This is a genomic window from Mucilaginibacter sp. FW306-07-L (assembly GCF_058782065.1).
Genome location: NZ_JBYSXI010000001.1, coordinates 2,068,258 through 2,090,257, shown reverse-complemented (window position 1 = coordinate 2,090,257; position 22,000 = coordinate 2,068,258). Strand labels below are relative to the sequence as shown.

Below are 22,000 nucleotides of genomic sequence, written 5' to 3'. Positions count from 1 at the left end.
ACGGCTTAAAGCAACTTGAGCCAAACCTTAAATAGCAATGATTTATATATTCAAAAAAATAATCTATAAATTCTATATGATTAGTAGAATATAATTATATATTTGCATCATAGTTCTTTTAAATACTTATCCAGAAAGACAGAGGGAAAGGCCCTATGACGTCTTAGCAACCTGTACAGCAATGTATAAGGTGCTAATTCCTGCCCGGTAACATGCCGGGATAGATAAGAAGGTGTATGTTCATACGCTCTTTCCGGATAAGTTAACTGTTTGAAAATTAATTTATAAAGGAAATATTATATGAGCATCTACTTTGATAATGCAGCAACCACCCGTATTGACGGAGAAGTATTCAACACCATTACTCCGTACCTTATTGATAACTTTGGCAATCCTTCATCAACCCATCAGCATGGCCGACTGGCAAAGCAAGCCATTGAACAATCGCGCGAAACCATTGCCGGTTTAATTAACGCCGATCCATCCGAGATCATATTTACCAGCGGCGGTACTGAGGCTGATAATACCGCTTTGTTATCAGGCGTGCGCCTTCAAAATATTAAGCATGTAATAACTACACCGTTTGAGCACCATGCTGTGCTTAATACACTGAAAGCCCTGCAATCATCCGGTGAGATAGAATTAAGCTTTATCAACATAGATAAGTTTGGCAACCTTGACCATGATCACCTGGAATATTTGTTGCAAAGCAAAGGACGGGCGCTGGTATCAGTAATGCATGCTAATAACGAAATTGGCAATATCAACCATATTGAACTGATCGCTGAGGAATGTTGTAGGCACAACGCTATATTTCATACTGATACCGTGCAAACCATGGGGCATTATAAACATGACCTTAAAACGCTTGGCGCGCATTTCATCGCGGCATCAGCACATAAATTTCATGGGCCTAAAGGCATAGGGTTTTTATACTGCCGTGATGGTGTTGGACTGGAAAAATTAATTCATGGCGGCTCACAGGAACGCCGCCTGCGCGCCGGTACCGAAAATATACCCGGCATAGTAGGTTTAGCCAAGGCGCTTGAAATAGCTTACAGCCATATTGATGAACATGCGGCCTATGTACTATCGCTTAAAAACAGTATGCTACAAGGGCTGAGCGAGTTGATACCCGGTGTACAGTTTAATGGTAACTCAGCCGATGCCGGTAAAAGTTTGTATACGGTATTAAGTGCTGCCTTTCCGCTTAACTTCGCTAATGGTAACCTGATCGGATACCTGGATGATAACAATATCTCAGTTTCAGGTGGCAGTGCCTGCTCGGCGGGTTCAGCATCGCATGTGCTGCAGGCTATAGGGGCTGATCCATCAAAACAAACCATCAGGTTCTCTTTCAGTAAATATAATACTGCTGCCGAGGTAGAACATACGGTTAATCTACTGGCTGCATTGCGTAATTCGCAGGCGGCTTAATTGAATAAAAATAGTCGCGTGACCGAGAGGAGAGGTGGGGGTCTGCAAAACCTTATACGGCAGTTCGAATCTGCCCGCGACGTCGATGCTTAACAGGTGGAAGAGTTAGTTTATTGTTAATAAAGCAATCAATTTGAGCTGGTTATACACCACTATGTTTAAAGGCAATTAAACAATTGTTAAGAAATTCAATCCCCGTAACAATGATTTTCTGATCTCGTTTACAGAGATAAATCTATCAACAGAATGCATTGCCAAAAGAGGAAGAGAAAATTTGTGAAGTATCCGTATGGCTCCGGAAACAGCACCTTTATAATATATGTAGGTGTTGTAATGCTTGCGGCGGCTTTATTGTCGGTATTAACAATTCTCTATTAAACCACTGCCATACCCCGATGCAATATAATATCAGTAACTCCAAGTACTTACATGCTGTTTCTTGTTTGCATTGTAACAAACTTATGATAATATAAGGTTATAAGCAGATAATTATCTGTAACATAAGTGTATGCCTATCATTTAAGTTTGTTTTATTCAATCAGCCTATTAATGCGCATTACATCAGCGTAATTAATTACACTATGTTGAATTATTATAACCGTTTCGGTTTATAAAATGATTAGTTAAAGTTGGATGGAGCACCTCCGCGATGGAGGTGCTTTTTCATTTATATTAACTATATCATATTATTTAATAAGTATGATAAGTTGAGGTGTGCTAAAACGTTATTAAAGTAATATAATTTTGAAACCTTTACTTATCGCTGATTTACAGTTTGTTACAAGTAACAACTCTGGGTTGTTGAATTTATTTGCAAGGCAAAACCGGACATAGCAATATATTATCTACTGATTACTGAATATTACCATTATGTAGTTAATAATTGCATTTGAAAGTTAATTAACTGTAAATTGTTCATTACTAATTAACGCTTTAACTGATTAACGATGAAAGTACTACAGTTCACCATCCCTATGCCATACGATAAGAGTGTGGTAGTTGAAAAAGTGTGCCAACCGCATCATTACCCCTATTTGCACCGCCATAAAGAAGTACAGTTAACCTGGATACAAAAGGGCGAGGGAACACTCATAACCGGCAACAATATGCATGATTATTCGCCGGGCGATGTGTTCTTTATCGGCGCTAACCTGCCGCATGTGTTTAAAAGCAACCCGGAATATTTTGGTGTTGATAGCGGAAAGCAGATTGAGGCATTAACCATCTTTTTTAATCCTGAAGGTACACTTGCGCCACTTTTTGCCTTACCCGAAATGAAAAATCATGCCTTACTGCTCCAGCAGCATCAGCAGGGGTTTAAGTTTCCGCATTACATGGTAAATGAGATCATGCAGATCATGTCGGCCTTACAAAAAACAGCAGGGCAGGATCAGTTGGTTGAGTTTTTTAACCTGATGAAGAGCATGAATGGCATAAAAACCAAGCTCGAGCCATTATCAACCTATGGCACCTTGCCCGGCATTACCGATAGCGAAGGTTTGCGTATAGGTAAAATTTACAACTACATAATTCAACATTATTCGGAGCCGCTTACGTTGGAAGATGTAGCTAAGGTAGCATATATGACACCCGAATCCTTTTGCCGGTATTTTAAAAAGCATACCGGGCATACCTTTATCTCATTTTTAAATGAGATCCGGATTAACGAAGCCTGTAAAAAGCTCATTTCGCAAAGGTTTGAAAATATAAACATCATCGCTTATAAATGCGGCTTTAAAAGCATCACCAACTTTAACAGGGTGTTTAAGTTTATCATCGGCAATTCGCCGCGTGGTTACCTGGATGCTTATAATAATAACCTGATTAACTTAAACCGTGCCGCAAGCTGATCTATGAATAAACCTCTACGCAAACGAACATTAATAAGGCAATATTTAAGGCAATCAAAAAAAGCTAAACTTACTTCATTTTCCGCATTATGTGCATTGCTGGCTATGGCCGGTAATGCACTTGCTCAAACTCAAAACGGATCAGTTCTTTACGAACAATCCAGCGAAATGGCCGGGCCCATTATACAGTACGAACAGGATATTGATGCCATAGGCGATTTTTATTCGCCTTACGAAGTTAATGAGCGCTATGAGTACCAGTACATCTCGCGCGTACTTAACTCGCCCGAACAGCGCCGCCGCCTGGAGCAAATAGACAGCAGTTATTTAGCTGACTTGAAAAAAAACGACTTTGCCCGTTTAAGCATTTACGGGCAGGTTGATTACCTGATGCTCAAAAAGGAAATCAACAAGCACTTAGCCGGTGTAAAACAAGAGGGAGATAAATACAACAGCATAAAAGCTTACATTACTTTTGCCGGTAATATTTACTCGCTTGAGCAAAAACGCCGGCGCGGCGATTGGGTGGATGGAGAAAAAGTAGCTAAACTGCTTGATGACCTGTCAAAAAAAATATCAGCCGACTCGGTAAAGCTAAGTAAGGTACAGGAGTTGGATAAGCCACTGGCCAATACATTGAGCGATGCCGCTACAGGGTTAAAGGCGCGTTTAAAAAGCTTTTTTGATTTTTATAACACTTACGACCCCTCATTTACCTGGTGGGTACCTTTGCCTTACAAGCGCATTAACAGCCAGCTTGCCGGTTACGCCGATCTTGCCGGCTCAAAAGGTAAGGTTAAAACCACGCAAAAAGATGATGGCAGCGGCATAAAGGGCAAACCTATCGGGCGCGAAGCGCTGATAGCACAACTGCACGACGAATTTATACCCTACACACCAGAAGAACTTATTGAACTGGCTAATAAGGAGTTTGCCTGGTGCGATAAAGAAATGTTGAAAGCATCGCGTGAAATGGGCTTTGGCGATGACTGGAAAAAGGCGCTTGAAAAAGTGAAGAACAGTTATGTGCCCATGGGTCACCAGCCGGAACTGATTGTAAAGCTGTACAATGATGCCATCGGGTTTATAAAGGCCCGCGATTTGATCACGATACCACCTTTGGCCGAAGAAACCTGGGGAATGGTTATGATGTCGCCTAAACGGCAGTTGGTCAATCCGTTTTTTACAGGCGGTAAGGAGATCAGTATATCATACCCAACTAATACGATGGATTATGATGACCGCTTGATGAGCATGCGGGGCAACAATCCCTACTTTTCGCGCGGTACCGTACAGCACGAACTGATACCCGGCCATAACCTGCAGTACTTTATGAACAGCCGTTACAAACCTTATCGGCATGAGTTTTCAACACCGTTTTCTGTTGAGGGATGGGCCTTGTATTGGGAAATGCTGCTTTGGGATCAGGGCTTTGCCCAAAAGCCCGAGGAACGCGTGGGTATGTTATTCTGGCGTATGCACCGCTGTGCTCGAATTATTTTTTCGATGAGCTATCATCTAAACAAATGGACACCACAGCAATGTATTGATTTTTTGGTTGACCGGGTAGGGCACGAGCGGGCTAACGCGGCGGGAGAGGTGAGGCGGTCATTTGAGGGTGGCTACAGTCCGCTTTACCAGGTAGCTTACCTGCTGGGCGGCTTGCAATACATGGCCCTGAAAAAGGAACTGGTTGACGGCGGTAAAATTAGCTATAAGCAATTCCATGATGCGGCAATTAAAGAAAACCTGATACCTGTTGAAATGCTCCGTGCTATTTTAACAAAGCAGCAGTTAAATGCCGACTTTGAAACCAAGTGGCGCTTTTATAACCTGAAATAGTTTATCTGATTTAAACAAATGCTCCGCCATAAACGGAGCATTTTTTGTTTGCTGCTGTAACATGATATAAAAAACGGCCTGCGCAATTAAGCGCAGGCCGTAACTATTAAAACTGAATATACAAGTTAACCTTTCCGGGTTACATCGGTTAATTTAATTTCTATAACGTAAGTACCTTCAAGCTTTAAGTGCCAGGCCCATCTCGGGTTAACTGAGAATGTACCCATCGAAGCCGGAAAGCCATCAATAGTAGCGAACTGACTTGGTATGCGATAGTAGGTTGCATAACCATAACCAGGAAATTCTGTAAGCGGGAATGGCGCTATCACAAAGTCACAGATCAATGCGGTATCAGTTGACAAAACCGGGTTGAATTTTGCATAGCTTTCAAAGGTAGGCCTATCGCCGCGCTTAATAATTTCACCTTTGTTTGGATTAAAGGGCACACCATTTTTGTCAACTATTTTAAGTATCGCTCTCGCGCCCTCGTCTGATACTTTGGTACATGTTATCTTTGGGTTTTTCATAGGTGTTACAGCGCCCGTTACATCATGAAAAGCATTAGCCACATTATCGTCAACCTTAAAAAGGTCATCAATTGTAGGATCAACAACATTAATTGTGGCCAATGAAGGGTACATTTTTGTGCCTGTTGGGTTGGTCATCTGTACATCATACACATACCGGCCTAATGGCAGGTTTACTGATCCTCGGTTAAAGGTAAGCTGGCCGCTGGTTTCATTGAATTCCATAGGCAATCGCTTTAAAGTTTCACGTTTTTGGTTCAGCAATTCAATTGTGGTATCCGTTTTCGCGTTAAATGCCATACCCGGTTTAAACAACGTAATCTCATATTCGGTGTTAAACTCCTTGGGCAGCGGGCTGCCGTCCTCACTCCTCAAGTTCAGTATTTTATATTTATATGGTGGGGTTGAACCATCAGCGTTTATCCTATCAGACTGAAACAAGATAAGGCCTCGTATAGCATATATATTATTATCCTTGTAACGGATATAATCACTCTGAAAGCCGTTATCTATTTTCTTACAGGAAACAGCACTTCCTATGATAAATAATCCTAAAATTATCTTTTTCATTATGTTAAAATTTTGATGCATAGTTAATCTATCGGCTGTTGGTTAAAAAATAATCTGTGCCCACCATTCAGTACGTGCACAATTCCTGTTTTGGTAATAATACCGGATGTTTGGCAATCAGTTCCAAGATCTACTTGTGATTTAGGAATATTTTCAGGGTCTGCTTCCTGATCGTCCCTTGTACCAATTACCTTTGTGTAGGTTACATAATCAACATAGCTCAGGTAATCGCTGTAATCAAATGCCCGGCGAAATTTGATCATGTATTTAACATTCGGAATACTACCAAGCAAGCTATTATATAATTTTCCTGATAAGGTTATATCCTGCCTGTTTATCTTACCTTGAAACATGTAGGTTTTGAGGGAGTCATTTAGTTCTTTGGCAGGTATATCATTTATACCAAATTCAAAATTTTCGTTGCCTGTTTCAATCGCCTTCTGATTCTTTTTTGCCGACACATAGTCTGCCACACCATAATTTGTAGTTGCAAAAAAAGTTATATCACCATTAACAGCATCTTTTAAACCGGCATGGTCAATAACCTTTACTAATGAGTCAAATTGTGGTTTTGATTTTAAAAAATCATAAGTAGTCATGTCAACATAAGCTGAGCTTATTCCTCCATCATTCTTATAATCATCTTTTTTGCATGCGCTGGCCATTAAAATGGTAGTGCATAACATTATAGCTATATATTTTTTCATGTTTTTTACTTTATTAATTATACTTTGCCTAACCAATAAGTTGTTTGCTTTAAAAGCGGGTTTTGCCTGAATAGGGCAGGGTCTACCGGCCAGTAAAAGCCTTGGGCACGAAAACGTTGTTCGGTTAACCAATCTACAGTGTTTGCATATTTACGCGTGCGCAGTAAATCATAAAACAAATGACCCTCTAAATAAAGCTCCTTACCACGCTCGAGGATGTATTGATCCATTACCTGATCTTTAGTAAGCCCCGCAGCAACCAGATTTGGTGTCGCGGCACATCTTTTTCTGAACTTGTTGATTATATCCGTGGCGGTAACAACATCATTTTTATATAAGGCTATTTCAGCTTTCAATAATTCCATATCGCTAAGGCGGAATATGATCATGTTATTGCTTAAGTAATAGTCAAGCTTTTGGCCTTGATTACGGTAAATAACGTTAGCATACTTTAAACACATGGGTTGTGTGGTATTGGTAAGCGTAAAATTCTTCTTATACCTTATGTCTGTTGTATCTCCATCAGGAAAGTGCAGTTTTAAGTATGATGGTACTGTAAAAAAGCGTTGTTCTTTACCTATATCCCTTGCTGGAAAATCATTAACATATTTATAGTTAAGAAAGTAAATACCAATGTTATATTTTGAACCTTCAAGCGTATTCTCACTCATGTTGATCTCAAATATGCTTTCTGATGAACGGCCAACAAAAATGCTTTTGTAATTGGCTGTGTCGGTTAAAGTATATCCTCCGTTTGTCATTATAGCGTTAATGCTGGTGTCAGCGCTGTTGATGTCGGTCATGTTAACATTATCAGTTGTTACATCAGTCATGGTAGCACGCCACATATATAAATGAGTAAGCAGGGCATAGGCTGATCCTTTATTGGCCGTTACTTTAGCATCACCAACGTTTTTATAACGCCATGCGAGCATTGAAATGGCTTTATGGCAATCATCTTCAATCGCTTTCATTACTTCAGCTTTAGGGCTGCGGGCAAGCTGCGGGGCATTTATAGGGTCATCATAAGCCTCAGTAACTAAAGGAACATCGCCCCATACACGTACCATCATAAAATAACTCAGTGCCCGTAAAAAATAGGCCTGCCCAAGAATGTTATTCCTGAACTCCTTAGGGTCCTCCTCATCATCTAACTGTTGGTCTGTCATGTTCCCAACATTTTTTAAAACCACGTTTGACATGGCTATTGATTTAAAGAACAACCTGTAATTTGCCAGACTATTGATGTTATATTGAAAGGTAAAATCTCCGTTTTGTATTCCCTCAAGCCCATCCCCGGTGTATTGAATAGTAAAATAATTTTTGGCGATAGCATCGCCATACATGTAGTAACGGCTATTCTTATCGTTCATAGCATTACGTAACAATGCATAATTACCGGCAATGGCATTACGTGCATCCTGAGCGGTTTTCCAGTAAGCCTGAAAATAGGTGGAGTTTTTTGGCTCTTGTTCAAGCAATTTTTTGCAGGAACTTAAAGCAGCAATAGCTGTAATAAACGCTATTAAACTTAATATTCTATATAATTTTTTCATTTGTATTATAGTGTTTTTAAAGTTGAACGCTTACACCTATTGTGTACTTTTTAGGTATTGGATAGCCTGCGCCATTATATTCACCGTAAGGGTTTACTGCTTCAGCATCAGGCAATAATTTTGATTGCTGGAACATAAATAAGTTATCAACTATTCCGAATACTCTAAGTTTGCTAATACCAAGACGGTTTAATAACGGGCGAGAAAAATCGTAGCTAATATTTACACTCTTAACGCGGAAGTATCCTCCCTTATCCATAAAAAATGTTTGGGCGCCTGTGTAATAATAGCGGTATGAACCTATGTCATATTTAGCATATTGAGCATTATCCCCGGGCATTCTCCAAATGTTAATTTTGCTTAGATCTGGTATTGAGTAGGTTGCAAAATTTAAAACAGGGTTTCCGTCGGTTGAATTTGAAAAGCGGTCTGCTTCAAAAAGATTAAGTACGTCACGATCAAAGGTGAAAGTTGAAAATATGCTTAAACCAAAATTCTTGTAATTAAAGTTATTTGTCCAACCACCAGTATACTTAGGGTTAGGGTCGCCAATAGGTGTTTTATCTGGGTTAATGCCATCATTAAATACATCAATAAAATAATCACCATCAAGGTCAGCCAAATAAAAGGCACCGGCATCGTAAGTACCATTGCTGTTGCGGTAACGTTCGCCGGTATAAGGATTAACCGGTATACTCTCCGTAGTTGGGAAAACACCCAATGTTTTATAAAGATAAAAAGCGTTAATAGGAGAGCCCACTGACAATATGTGCGATTTATCAAACCTGTCTCCGCTCATTACCAGGTCACGGTTGCCGTTTGGCAAGCTCATGATGCGGTTTTTATTGTAAGAAACATTTAAGCGTGTGTACCATCTGAAGTTGCCTTCAAGCGGGTTAGCCGAAATAGTGATCTCAGCTCCGGAGTTTCTGACACCGATTGAATTTGTAAGGGCAAGATCGTAACCGGTTGTAACAGGTAAATCAACACTAAATAATTGCAGAGACGATTCTTTGTTATAAACATCAAACGATACTGCGTATTTGCCGTTCTTGATTTCAATATCAGTACCAATATTCCATTGTTTTGATCTTTCCCAACTCAGGCTGCTTTGGGCTGCACCATCATAAAAATTTGGCGTGATAGCTGTAACCCCGTTGTATGACGATGCGCCGCCATTACCGTTAAAGCCACCATTGTTTACGTTGTATAAGTTGTATTGTAAATAGTTGTTATTAGGTAAACTACCTGATGTTCCGATACTGGCACGTAATTTCAACAGCGTGAAAGGGTTGTTCTCATTGTCTTTCATAAAAGATTCTTCTGAAAGAAGCCACCCTATTGAAGCTGACGGAAAAAAGCCCCATTTATGATCTTTACCGAACCGGGATGAGCCATCTGAACGTGCGCTTACCGAGAAAAGATATTTGCTGTCATAATCATAAGCTAACCTGCCATAATAAGATAACAATCCGTATGCCTGGTAATCAGAACTCGCGCCTAAACGGTTTTGCTGAAATCCTTGCACTACCTGAATGTTATCAGAAGGGCCATTGGCGCCTGAAGCGATTGTTGTTTGAAATTGGTTATAAAGTATATCCTGACCGGCAACTACACTTAATGAGTGTTTGTTAAAGGTGTTGCTATACGTTAAAAAGTTTGACGTGTTTAAATTGACACCATTGTCGGCATAACTGTAAGCGTAATTACCCTGGCCGTTTTGTAATAAACTGCTACGGCTAAGATCCCGGCGAGATGTATTTAAAAGGTAAGATGATTGGGAATTAAGGCTTAAATGCTTATTAATATCGTAGCTCAAATTCAGGTTGAATGTAAGCTGATTGCTTATATTTTTATCCAGATTTTCGCTATATGCACCAAGGTAGTAGGCTTTTTTATCTTCATCCATATTAATTAATGATGATGGCATGTTGCCAGAGCCAAGGCTTACAGGGCTTGCATTATCGCCATTACCCCGGGCTCTGTCAGATCTTGAATAAGCGATGATCGGGTTGATCATTAATTTGCCTTTAAGCGCACGAGACACCAGGTTTAACCTGCCTGAATATCTTTTAAAGCCGGTTGCTTTAATAATGCCTTCCTCGTTATAATAACCGCTGCTGAAACGGTAAGTCATGCCGCCATTTCCGCCGCCGCTCAAGCCCAGGTCAACGTTTGATATTTTACCGGTCTGATAAAAAAGGTCCTGCCAATCGGTATTACCATTAAACGCTTCATTTAAGCTATCAGTTAATATATAAGGAAGTTGCCTTTGGTCAGCATAAGTTAGCTGGCGTTGCAATACATCCAGCTTTTGGCGGCGTTCTGTTGCTCCAAGTGTTACATCGCGTAGCTTTGGGCGTTGGGTAATACCTGTGTAAGTATCTATATTTACTTTAGGATCACCGGAAAGGCCTTTTTTAGTAGTGATAAGTATTACGCCGTTTGCGGCACGTGAACCATAAATAGCCGCTGCCGAAGCATCTTTTAAAACATCAACTGTTTCAATATCTGTAGGGTTTATTCCTGCCAGATAGTTAGCTCCTGTGCCTACGCCAGGCCCTACATAATTTTCATTAGGCTGGGGTACGCCATCAACTACATAAAGCGGACTGTTAATAACATTGTATTGATCGTAACCGCGGCTAACTAATGAGTTTCCACGAACGGATACGGTTGGTGTAGCACCCGGCTGGCCCGAGAAATTCTGAACGTTTACACCAGAAAGGCGGCCTTGTAACAATTGGTCAAAGCTGGCTGCAGGCAGGTTGGCAATTTCTTTTGCCGAAAGGCTAGATACCGCCGCTGTTGATTTTTTACGAGCAATTTTCTGGTAACCGATAAGCACCACCTCACTTAGCTGCTGCGGGTTATCCTTTAAGGTTACCTTAATGGTTTGCTTTGATCCTGCCTCAACTTCGGCAGTTAAAAAACCAACAAACGTAACCACTAATACAGGGTTAGGGGTGGTTGTTTTTAGGGTAAATTCGCCTTGTGCATTGGTTGAGGTAGTGGCGGTTCCACCTTTTTCTTTTACGGTTGCGCCGGGTACGCCAAGGTTGTCTTTATCAACAACGGTACCTTTTAATACCGTTTGTGCAAAGGTGCTTAGTGGTATAAGCCAGCATAAAAAACCGCACACAACCAAGAAGCTCTTGATAAACGTAAATCTTTTTGTCATAAATTAATAGTTGCGTTGTGAAAGTTTTGAATAATATCTCAAATCTATCTTCAAAGGCACCCTATTTCTTTTAGTATTTTATCTCAAAATGGCTTTATCTTAACCATTTTGTTACAATACAACATGGGCATTTAACAAAATGATAATAATTAGCTATTGACAGAGCCTAAAGATTTATTAAATGTGATAAAACGAATTACTATATGTCACGAGTTGGTTACAATAAAATAGGGTGTTTTTAAACGGTTATTTAATAATAACATACACCCTTTAGTATTTTAATAAGTAAAAAACATCTACATAAATATTAAATTTATAGAAGTACATACTGGAAATTTAAATCCACTTATTAAAAACAAAAACCCGGCATATAATTATGCCAGGCTGAATAAGCTTTATGCTGATGTTTGTTATTAGTTACGCATGTTAATGTATTGCAGTGGCTGGCCAAAATCTCCGCCGCGGCACAGGCTGATCACGGCTTGCAGGTCATCAAGTTTTTTACCCTGAACACGTACCTGGTCATCCATAATAGATGCCTGTACTTTAAGTCCACTGTCTTTTATAGCCTTAACTATTTTTTTGGCTATTTCTTTATCTATACCTTCCTTAACCGAAATTTCCTTACGTATCATGTTACCGGCAGCATAGTGTTCCTTACCAAAGTCAAGAGCGTTGGCATCCAAGCCCTGCTTCATCATGCGGGTAATAATGGCATCGGTAATGGCTTTGAGGCGCATATCATTTTCGGTAACAATAGTTATCTCGTTGGTTTTCTTATCCAGCTCAACCGTACTTTTTGAGTCGTTAAAATCATACCGGTTCAGAATTTCCTTTTTAGCGTTGTTAATAGCGTTATCAAGGGTTTGTCCGTCTATTTTGCTTACAATATCAAATGATGGCATATCGGGTAGTGTTTAGTTGGCAAAGGTATCACAAAAAGCTAATTTAACAGTTAATAAACAATGATGCTTACAATGAGTTAATACTAAATTAACAAATAAATAAGCACATTTGTCAATTCGGCTGTAAAGCCGGATTGTTTACTATATGGATGCCAAACAGATACCGTTAACCAATCGTGAAATAAGCTGGTTATATTTTAATGACCGTGTGTTGCAGGAAGCTGCCGACCCAACCGTACCACTTATTGACCGTATACGTTTCCTGGCTATCTTTTCATCAAACCTTGATGAGTTTTACCGGGTGCGGGTTGCTACGCTTAACCGCTTAGCCAACCTCAATCAAAAATCAAAGCAGATATTAGGTTATAACCCGAAGAAGCTGCTTAACCAGATCAAGAATATCGTAGTTAAGCAGGAGCGTAAGTTCAATAACCTGTACGAGAATATCATCATCAAACAACTTGCTGAGGAAAAGATATTTATACTTGACGAAAAGCAACTCAACGTAGCCCGCGGTACTTTCGTTAAAAACTATTTCCGCGAAAAGCTGCTGTCAACACTGGTGCCCATCATGTTGATTGACGGTGCGCAGTTACCCGAATTAAAAGACCGGGTTATTTACTTTTTTGTAAAGCTTACTAAAAATAAAAAGTCAAGGTACGCGCTGATTGAATTTCCGGAGAACCTTTCGCGGTTTTTGGTGCTACCCGAAACCAATAACCTGAAGTTTATCATCCTACTGGATGATATTATCAGGTATAACCTGGAGGATATGTTCTTCATTTTCGATCATGACAGTATCGAGGCCTACTCGATACAGCTTACCCGCGATGCAGAGCTCGACCTGGATAAGGAAGTAAGTGAAAAGTTTGTTGACGCGCTCTCTAAAAGCCTGGCCAAGCGAAAAAAAGGCAAGCCTATGCGTTTGCTTTATGATACCGATATGCCTGCCGACATGCTGCATCATTTGGTTGGTAAAATGGGTTTACATGGCGAAAGCATGATACCGGCCAGCCGTTATCATAATTTTAAGGATTTTATAAAGTTCCCTAACGTAGGCCGTTCGGAGCTGGAGTACAATAAATACCCGGCACTTCCGGTTGATAGCCTGTCGTTTGGTAAAAGCCTGATGGGGCTTATTGCCAAAAAGGATTATCTGGTAAGCACGCCATACCAATCTTTCGATTACATTATACATTTTTTGCGCGAGGCAGCTATTGATCCGAAGGTTAAGGAGATCAGTATTTCTGTTTATCGCCTGGCTGATAATTCAAGGGTTGTGCACGCGCTTATCAATGCGGCGAAAAATGGCAAAAAAGTAACCTGCCTGGTTGAACTGCGTGCCCGCTTTGATGAGCAGAATAACATATATTGGAGCAACCGCTTAGAAGAGGAAGGCGTACGTGTAGTTTATGGTATACCCGGTTATAAGGTGCACTCCAAAATATGCCTGGTAACCCGCTTAGAGAAAACCAGGCTTGTACATTATGCCTGCCTTTCAACAGGGAATTTTAACGAGAAAACCGCGAGCATTTACGCCGATCATACCTTGTTTACGGCCAACAGAAAATTAACCGATGAACTTGCAGAAGTATTTAAGGCTTTAAACAGGAGCGTTTTGCCAAAGGGCTTTAAAAACCTGATCGTTTCGCCTGTTGATTCGCGCCCGGCTATTTATAAACTCATTGATAATGAGATAAAGAACGCCAAAGCCGGTAAGGAGGCTTATATGATACTGAAAATGAACAGCCTCGCCGACGAAGAGTTGATAGCCAAGCTTTACCAGGCCAGCAACGCGGGTGTTAAAATACAAATGATCATTCGGGGTATGTGCTGCCTGGTGCCCGGCATGAAAGGCTTTAGCGAAAACATAAGCGTAATAAGCATAGTTGATAAATATCTGGAGCATGCCCGCGTGCACATATACTGTAACGGGGGTAACGAACTGATATACCTTACCTCGGCTGATTTTATGACCCGCAATATTGATAACAGGGTAGAGGTTGGTTTTCCGATTTATGATGAAGACCTGAAAAAGGAGATCCGGAAAATTATAGACCTGCAATTGGCTGATAATACCAAAGCACGCGATATAACATTCAACAACAGCAACAAATATCACCGTAACCGGAATGCCGACCCGCACCGTGCGCAGATAGACATATATAATTACCTTAAAAACAAAAACATCTAAAAAGTGAGATACGCCGCTATTGACATAGGATCTAACGCTGTAAGAATGCTGATCGCCGAGATAGTTGAAAACAACCACTCGGTATCCTTTAAAAAAAACACACTCATACGTGTACCGTTAAGATTAGGTGACGATGCCTTTCTTCATCAGCATCTGTCTGAAAAAAAGGCAGGCGACCTGGTTAAAACTATGCAGGCTTTTAAAAACCTGATTGATGTTTATAAAGTAACTGATTATATGGCCTGTGCCACATCGGCCATGCGCGAGGCAAAAAACGGACCCGAAGTTGTTAAGGAGATCAAGGAAAAAGCTGGTATCGATCTGGAAATAATACATGGTGCCAAAGAAGCCAAGATCATATACAACAGCCATGCTGACCAGGAGATCGACAAAAGCAAAAACTATCTCTATATAGATGTGGGCGGCGGCAGTACCGAACTATCATTATTCGCGGCAGGTGAAATGATCGCCTCGCACTCATTTAACCTGGGTACCATACGTATACTGGATAACCAGGATAAAGAGGAAACCTGGGAAGAAATGCGTGAATTTATTCGCAAACATACCCGCGGCTTTAAAGATATTGCGGGCATTGGTACCGGCGGCAACATTAACAAGCTGTACCGTTTGGCCGAGCAGAAGGATAAAACGCCTATGCAGTTCAATAAACTTAAATCGCTTTACAGTTACCTGAGTTCTTTTTCGTTAAAGGACAGGATCAACGTGTTGGGCCTGAATCATGACCGTGCTGATGTAATTATACCGGCTTGCGAAATTTACATCACCGTAATGAAAACGGCGGGCATCAAGCAAATATTTGTGCCAAGCGTAGGTATGGTTGATGGTATCATTCAAACGTTGATAGAGAAGAACTTCCCTCAATACCGATAGAAATTATTTGAAAATAAATTATTAAGTTTTTGTAATAATCTTATTATATTTGTAGTGCCCTCTCAAGGGCATGTTTTTCATAGGTAGATGTAGGGTCGGGTACATAGTATTCGACCCTTTTTTTATGCCTGCAACTTTATGCCGCATGTATTGTTATACTTGCATCCAGATATGAAAAAGAAGATCGTTATAGCAGTTACCGGTGCAAGCGGGGCCATTTATGCCAAATTATTGTTAGATAAATTGCAGCAATTGCAAAGCCAGGTAGCAGAGGTAGGCATCATCATGTCTGACAACGCGCGTGAGGTTTGGCGGGTGGAACTCGGTAATGACGATCATCAATCTTATCCATATAAATTTTACAGCAAGTATGATTTTAACGCGCCTTTTGCATCAGGTTCGGCAAAGTTTGATACCATGATCATCGTACCCTGCTCCATGGGTACATTGGGGCGTATAGCAAGCGGCGTATCTGATGATATGACTACCCGTGCTGCTGATGTGATTTTAAAAGAACGCCGAAAACTGATACTGGTAGCCCGTGATACACCACTTAACCTAATACAACTGCGTAACATGGTTACCGTTACTGAGGCGGGTGGTATTATTTGCCCGGCAATACCATCCTTTTACAGCAGGCCCCAAACCATTGAAGAGGTTGGTATGACGGTAGTAAACCGTATAATTGACCTGGCTGGTTTAGAGAACGAAAGCTACAGGTGGGGGGAGCAATAATTTCATCCTGCTAAAACTATAACTGTATCTTGAATATTGCTGTTTAAATAGATGTTATATATTTGTGGTGCTGCATGTTCAATGCGGTAAATCAATTATGAACAAGTTCTATCAGTACTTAATCGCCCTTTCGTTTATAGCTTCCTCATCTGCCTGTACTGCGCAGGATGTGTTGGTTAAAAACAATGATAAACATATACTTTATACCGGCAGGGTAGCGGTTACTGACAGCAATACCATGCTGTCATGGACGGCCACAACCGTAAAGCTTAACTTCAAAGGCACCGGTGTTAAAGTGCTTTTAAACGATGAGGACGGAGATAATTATTATAACGTTATTGTTGACGGGAAAGTAACGAGTGTGCTTCATCCAGAAAAAGGAAAAAAAGATTATACGCTGGCTGCCGGGCTTTCAAACAGCACCCACAGCCTGGAACTATTTAAGCGTACCGAATGGTCAATGGGGCGCACGTGGCTGTATAGCTTCTCGTTTGATAAGGGGACAACGTTATTAAAAGCGCCATCACCTAAAAAACGTAAAATAGAGGTTTTCGGTAATTCAATTACCTGTGGCTATGCCGTTGAGGACACCACCGGCCAGGATAGGGGGAGCTCGCCGTACGAAAATGGCTACATCAATTACGCGGCCATAACGGCCCGCCATTTTAATGCAGACTATTACAGTACTTCTAAAAGCGGCATAGGTATAACCATAAGCTGGTTTCCGCTGGTTATGCCCGAGATGTATGATCGCCTTTACGCTAATGACCCTGCTGTAAAATGGGACTTTTCAAAGTACACGCCGGATGTGGTCATCATTAACCTTTTTCAGAATGATTCATGGCTTACGCTCAGGCCCGAGCATCCGGAATTTAAATCACGCTTTGGTACCACAGCGCCAACGGCCGAGCAGATCACAAAAGCTTACCTTGATTTTTTAACTAACGTACGTGCCAAGTATCCGCAGGCTCAAATTATATGTGCCCTGGGTAACATGGATGCCACTAAAGATGGTTCGCCATGGCCCGGTTATATTAAGAAGGCGGTTGCCAGGCTTAATGATAAAAAGGTATATACCTGTTTCTTCCCGTACAAAGGTACTCCGGGCCACCCCAATGCTTCCGAACAGCAAACCATGGCCAGCCAACTGATTGATTTTATAGACAAAAATATTAAGTGGTAATAACGCTATACCACATTTAGGAATAAATTATTAAATCAAAAATTAAACGTGAAACAGGCAAACACGTAACTATTTGGTGTGCATAATAGTATAAGGTTTAATAAACCGATTTAATATTATACCATGGTTACACTTGGTGATCGCATCCTTTTTAGTCTTTTTTCAGGCAAGCGTATTTTATCTGCATACTCTATATTCTCCTGTTTATTCATGGGCAGGCCATCTCTTATCCTTAATACTCTTTCATGAAAAAACTCTACCTGTTCAAAATACTTTTAATACTGGTTGCCGTGTTTTTTTATAAACAGGCAAAAGCACAATACGCCATTGGTGGTGATGCAGGCACTAACCTGGTCAATTCGGTTTATTGGCTTACGTGGGATAAAGCCGCTACCGGCACAACACTTATTACCTCCCCGACAGGTTCAGATGCGCAGCATATATTGGCCGGTAATTATGTATGGCAATTTTCGCCCACAGTACAAATACGTGCTACTATTAGCAACCTTTCAACTACGGGTAATCAACCCATGCAATCCTACACACCGGGCAGTTACGCCAGCGATGGGCTTGATCTTATTTACTCAGGCAATAACCGGCCTAAGCCTGATTCGCGTGGTGTAGCGGCATCCGCCTTGGTTACGCCGTATGGTGGCACCGCTAATTTTGATATTGATGTTAAGGTTTTTATACTGATTAATAACGTGTGGACGGATGTTGCTTATCCGGGAATGATCATAGCTGATGCGGAATCAATTGATGCCGGTGGCGAGTATATTTCGGCAGACAGCCCGAACCCGATAGCCTGGCAACTCCTTAATAAACGCACGCAGAACAACGCGGCTGATAATGAATATAAGCTACAGCTAAGCAATAATGGCCGGTCTTTCAGGCTATACGCCAACCTGCCGCCGGGAAACTTTGGCGTGCAGGCGGTAATGTTTGCCCGTGGGGCACGCAACCTCACCAATGTGGGCATGAAGGGTTCAGGCTTAACCGCTGTAGCCCTTGGTTTTGTACTACCGTTTGATTTAGGCGACGATCCGCTGGGATATGGCAATACCGGCCATTACATGGAGGATTTCCAGATAACTAATTACTTTGCCGGTGATGGTACTTATGCGGTGGTAAACTATCAAACCACGCCGCTGGTTGCAAAATCAACCGTATTTATTGGGGCGGATAATGTTGACCCCGATGGTGAGCCCCAGGGTACACAGGATGCCAATGGCGATGATACCACCGGTAATAATGACGAAAATACTATAAATCCGGCTAATTTGCCTGTTGTTAAGGTTAACCAGGCCGGCAATATTGTTTTTAGCGTACCGGTAACCAACAATAAAAACATACCCGCAACACTACGTGTATGGCTTGATTTTGACGGCAACGGTATATTTGAAACTGATGAGTTGGTAAGCATAATTGTACCTGCAAATACTATCAACCAAACCCAGACTGTAACCTTCCCTAACGCGCAGTTTGCGAATAAAATAAAGGTGGGCCTATTGTATGCGCGCATGCGGATCACAACCACGGTGCTGACCGATAATCCGGCGACGGTAGCTGACGAGCGCAGTACATCATTTGCCGCTGATGGTGAAACTGAAGATTACCGGCTGAAAGATATTACCGGTATCACCATATTGGGTTCAGTTTTTAATGATGGTAATGGCGGCCGCAACGGCTCTATTTCTGGCACAGCACTACAGCAGGTATCAGGTTTGCCGTTGTATGCTTACCTGGTTGATGTTAGTACTAACAAAGTAATACAAAAAGCTGTAGTTGGGGCTAATGGTGCTTACATACTCCCTAATAATAATAACGGTACATACACGGTTGCCATATCAACCAATAGTGTTGATACAGGCGCGACACTTGCGGCTGTAGCGCCTAACCTGCCCGAAAACTGGAAACCATCAGGCGAAGCCTATGGTACAAATAACACAAGTGGTACAGGTATTGAAACAGGTACACCAAACCTGCAAATAAGGGTTGGCACGCCGGGCACCAGTTTAGATATTACCGGCGTTAACTTCGCGCTGAATCAAATACCGGTTGCCGCGGCAGATGCTGATACTACCACCGCCGGTGTACCGATAGTGATTAATGTTCCGGCTAATGATGAAGATGCCGATGGCACGATCAATCCGGCTCAGGTGTTTTTAATTGATCCGATTGATAATACCGAAAAACGTTCCGTCAGCGTAGCAGGGCAGGGTACTTACGTAACCAATACCACAACGGGCCGGGTTACCTTTACACCGGTAGCATCATTCGCCGGCAAAGCGATCCCGATATCATACACCATTAAGGATAATTATGGTTCTGAAAGTTTACCTGCGCTGATATCAATAATAGTAAAACCAACCGGAGTTAACGATACGGATTTAACAGCCATTGGCACGCCTGTAACTACCGTTGTTAAGGCTAATGACGGCACCGATGCTACAGCGACCACTGTTACCGCCACTAACGGTACACATGGCACTACAACTGTTGACGCGCAAGGCCGTGTAACTTACACGCCCGAGGCAGGCTATGCAGGTGCTGATACTTATACCTATATTTTGACAACCGGTGATGGTATATCGTCTGACCCGGTAACGGTTACTATCAATATCACGCCAAATGGTGTAAATGATGAGGTTGTAACCAATATTAATACATCCGTTACTACCAATGTTAAAACTAATGATGGCCAGGCGGCTACCGGTGCTACGGTTACACCTACGGCTGGGGCGCATGGTACCACAACGGTTGACGCGCAAGGCAATGTAGTTTACAAACCGGCTACAGGCTACGTCGGTAAAGATGTTTATACTTATACCTTAACCCGTGATGGTATTGTATCTCCGCCAATTACGGTTAATGTTACCGTAAAGCCGGTTCCGGTTAATGATACGGATATAACACCGGTAAATACGGCCGTAACCACAACCGTTAAAGCAAATGACGGTGCAAGCGGCATTGGCACAACGGTTACCAGTACAAATGGGCAGAATGGATCAACCGTAGTGAACGCGCAGGGGCAGGTTATTTATACACCCTTGTCAGGATATACAGGTGTTGATACATACACCTATACACTAACAACGCCTGATGGCGTGGTGTCTGATCCGGTTACGGTAACCATAACCATTTATGCTGCATCAGTAGAGCTGACCAAAAAAGCCGATAATACCGGCAGCAAAGCAGGTGATGTAATTAATTATACCCTGATAGTTACCAATACAGGGCAAACACCGCTTACTAATCTGGCTGTTACTGATGTTGGTGCCGATGCGGGCAGCATATCACCGGCTAACATCCCTAATCTGGCGGCAGGTGCTTCACGCACGGTTACCGCCAGGCATACGCTTACGCAGGTTGATATAAATAACCGCCGTTTCAGCAACCAGGCCAGCGTAACCGGTACCGATCAAACAGGTAATCCGGTGAGTGATAACCAATCTGATGATCCGACAACCCCTTCGGCTAATGATCCAACCATTGTAACTATTAATCCCGCGGCATCTTTACAGCTCGAAAAAACCGGCGTATTTACCGCTAACTACATTACGTATACTTTCACCATAACCAACACCGGCGATGCGGTACTCAATAGCCTAAAGCTTACCGATAGCAAGCTCGCGCTCAATAATACCGAAGTTGCCGTACCTACAGGTGGATTAATACCGGGTGGCACGGTATCATTAACCTTTAGGTACACGCTTACACAAGCTGATAAGGAGGCCGGTAAGGTTACCAATAACGCGACAATCACAGGCGTTGACCCGGTAGGTGTTACCGTTACCGATAATGCTACGGTTGATGTAACTGTTGACCCTGCGCCCATCGCCGTAAATGATAACTCATCAACGCAAAAAAATACACCTGTTATTATTGATGTTGACCGGAATGATTTGCCCGGCAATTCAAGCTTTGATCAGCAATCCATTGAAATACTTACTCAGCCGCTGCATGGTACAGTGCAGGCCGGTGCTGATGGCACAGTTACCTATACGCCTAATGACGGTTACAACGGCACCGATTCATTTATCTACCGTATTAAGGATCTGTATGGCTATTATACTAACCCGGCAACCGTCAATCTTACTATAAATACCAATGCGCCGTTTAAAATACCTACGCTGTTTACGCCGAACGGTGATGGTATAAACGATGTATTTGAAATTCGCGGTATCGAGCAATTCGGCCAAAACAAGTTGTCGATAATTAACCGTTGGGGTAACGAAGTTTACAAGGCAACAAATTACCAGAATACCTGGGCAGGTACCGGTCTTAACGAGGGTACATATTACTACCTCCTCCAGGTGCAGGATAGCGAAGGGAAGTGGAACGTGTATAAAGGTTACATCACCCTGATGAGGAGTTTGAAGAAATAAGCTGATGAAATACCTGCCCCTGAGGGCGGTGAAA

Annotated in this window: 13 protein-coding genes, 1 tRNA gene and 1 riboswitch; of the genes, 9 read left to right on the top strand and 5 right to left on the bottom strand. The window is 41.8% G+C overall.

The window, feature by feature from the left end; genetic code table 11:
• Window positions 1-123 precede the first annotated feature (123 nt).
• Window positions 124-231, top strand: a riboswitch (SAM riboswitch).
• A gap of 69 nt (window positions 232-300) precedes the next feature.
• The 4 genes from AC3WJC_RS09150 (at window position 301) to AC3WJC_RS09135 (ending at window position 5,129) form a co-directional block, all read left to right on the top strand.
• A complete protein-coding gene (locus AC3WJC_RS09150) occupies window positions 301-1,437 on the top strand; it encodes a cysteine desulfurase family protein (RefSeq protein ID WP_492398776.1) in 1,137 nt (378 codons plus the stop codon).
• A gap of 12 nt (window positions 1,438-1,449) precedes the next feature.
• Window positions 1,450-1,520: transfer RNA gene (locus AC3WJC_RS09145), tRNA-Cys, on the top strand.
• Window positions 1,521-2,384: 864 nt separating this feature from the next.
• Complete coding sequence (locus tag AC3WJC_RS09140; RefSeq protein ID WP_492398775.1) at window positions 2,385-3,287, top strand: AraC family transcriptional regulator; 903 nt, start codon at window positions 2,385-2,387, stop codon at window positions 3,285-3,287.
• Window positions 3,288-3,290: 3 nt separating this feature from the next.
• On the top strand, window positions 3,291-5,129 hold the full coding sequence (locus AC3WJC_RS09135) for a DUF885 family protein (RefSeq protein ID WP_492398774.1): 1,839 nt from the start codon (window positions 3,291-3,293) through the stop codon (window positions 5,127-5,129).
• A 125-nt stretch (window positions 5,130-5,254) separates the two neighbouring features.
• On the opposite strand, the gene AC3WJC_RS09130 is transcribed toward AC3WJC_RS09135, so the two are convergent.
• The 5 genes from AC3WJC_RS09130 to AC3WJC_RS09110 form a co-directional block, all read right to left on the bottom strand.
• The gene (locus AC3WJC_RS09130; RefSeq protein ID WP_492398773.1) at window positions 5,255-6,226 is read right to left on the bottom strand and encodes a hypothetical protein; all 972 of its coding nucleotides are present in this window, start codon (window positions 6,224-6,226) and stop codon (window positions 5,255-5,257) included.
• A gap of 23 nt (window positions 6,227-6,249) precedes the next feature.
• Window positions 6,250-6,933 carry a hypothetical protein gene (locus tag AC3WJC_RS09125; RefSeq protein WP_492398772.1) on the bottom strand — a complete coding sequence of 228 codons (684 nt, stop codon included), beginning with the start codon at window positions 6,931-6,933 and terminating at the stop codon, window positions 6,250-6,252.
• 17 nt (window positions 6,934-6,950) lie between these two features.
• Entirely contained in the window at window positions 6,951-8,489 is a 1,539-nt protein-coding gene (locus tag AC3WJC_RS09120; protein WP_492398771.1) for a RagB/SusD family nutrient uptake outer membrane protein, read from the bottom strand.
• Window positions 8,490-8,505: 16 nt separating this feature from the next.
• A complete protein-coding gene (locus AC3WJC_RS09115) occupies window positions 8,506-11,670 on the bottom strand; it encodes a SusC/RagA family TonB-linked outer membrane protein (protein ID WP_492398770.1) in 3,165 nt (1,054 codons plus the stop codon).
• Between the two features lie 413 nt (window positions 11,671-12,083).
• A complete protein-coding gene (locus AC3WJC_RS09110) occupies window positions 12,084-12,575 on the bottom strand; it encodes a YajQ family cyclic di-GMP-binding protein (RefSeq protein WP_492398769.1) in 492 nt (163 codons plus the stop codon).
• Window positions 12,576-12,720: 145 nt separating this feature from the next.
• Between AC3WJC_RS09110 and ppk1 the strand changes: the two genes are divergently transcribed.
• The 5 genes from ppk1 to AC3WJC_RS09085 all read left to right on the top strand — a co-directional run bounded on the left by ppk1 (window position 12,721) and on the right by AC3WJC_RS09085 (window position 21,966).
• The gene (gene ppk1, locus AC3WJC_RS09105) at window positions 12,721-14,769 is read left to right on the top strand and encodes a polyphosphate kinase 1 (protein ID WP_492398768.1); all 2,049 of its coding nucleotides are present in this window, start codon (window positions 12,721-12,723) and stop codon (window positions 14,767-14,769) included.
• Window positions 14,770-14,772: 3 nt separating this feature from the next.
• A complete protein-coding gene (locus AC3WJC_RS09100) occupies window positions 14,773-15,660 on the top strand; it encodes a Ppx/GppA phosphatase family protein (protein ID WP_492398767.1) in 888 nt (295 codons plus the stop codon).
• 171 nt (window positions 15,661-15,831) lie between these two features.
• Window positions 15,832-16,395, top strand: a complete 564-nt coding sequence (locus AC3WJC_RS09095) for a UbiX family flavin prenyltransferase (RefSeq protein ID WP_492398766.1) — start codon at window positions 15,832-15,834, stop codon at window positions 16,393-16,395.
• A 97-nt stretch (window positions 16,396-16,492) separates the two neighbouring features.
• Entirely contained in the window at window positions 16,493-17,578 is a 1,086-nt protein-coding gene (locus tag AC3WJC_RS09090) for an SGNH/GDSL hydrolase family protein (RefSeq protein WP_492398765.1), read from the top strand.
• Between the two features lie 245 nt (window positions 17,579-17,823).
• The gene (locus AC3WJC_RS09085) at window positions 17,824-21,966 is read left to right on the top strand and encodes a CshA/CshB family fibrillar adhesin-related protein (RefSeq protein WP_492398764.1); all 4,143 of its coding nucleotides are present in this window, start codon (window positions 17,824-17,826) and stop codon (window positions 21,964-21,966) included.
• The last annotated feature ends 34 nt before the right edge of the window (window positions 21,967-22,000 follow it).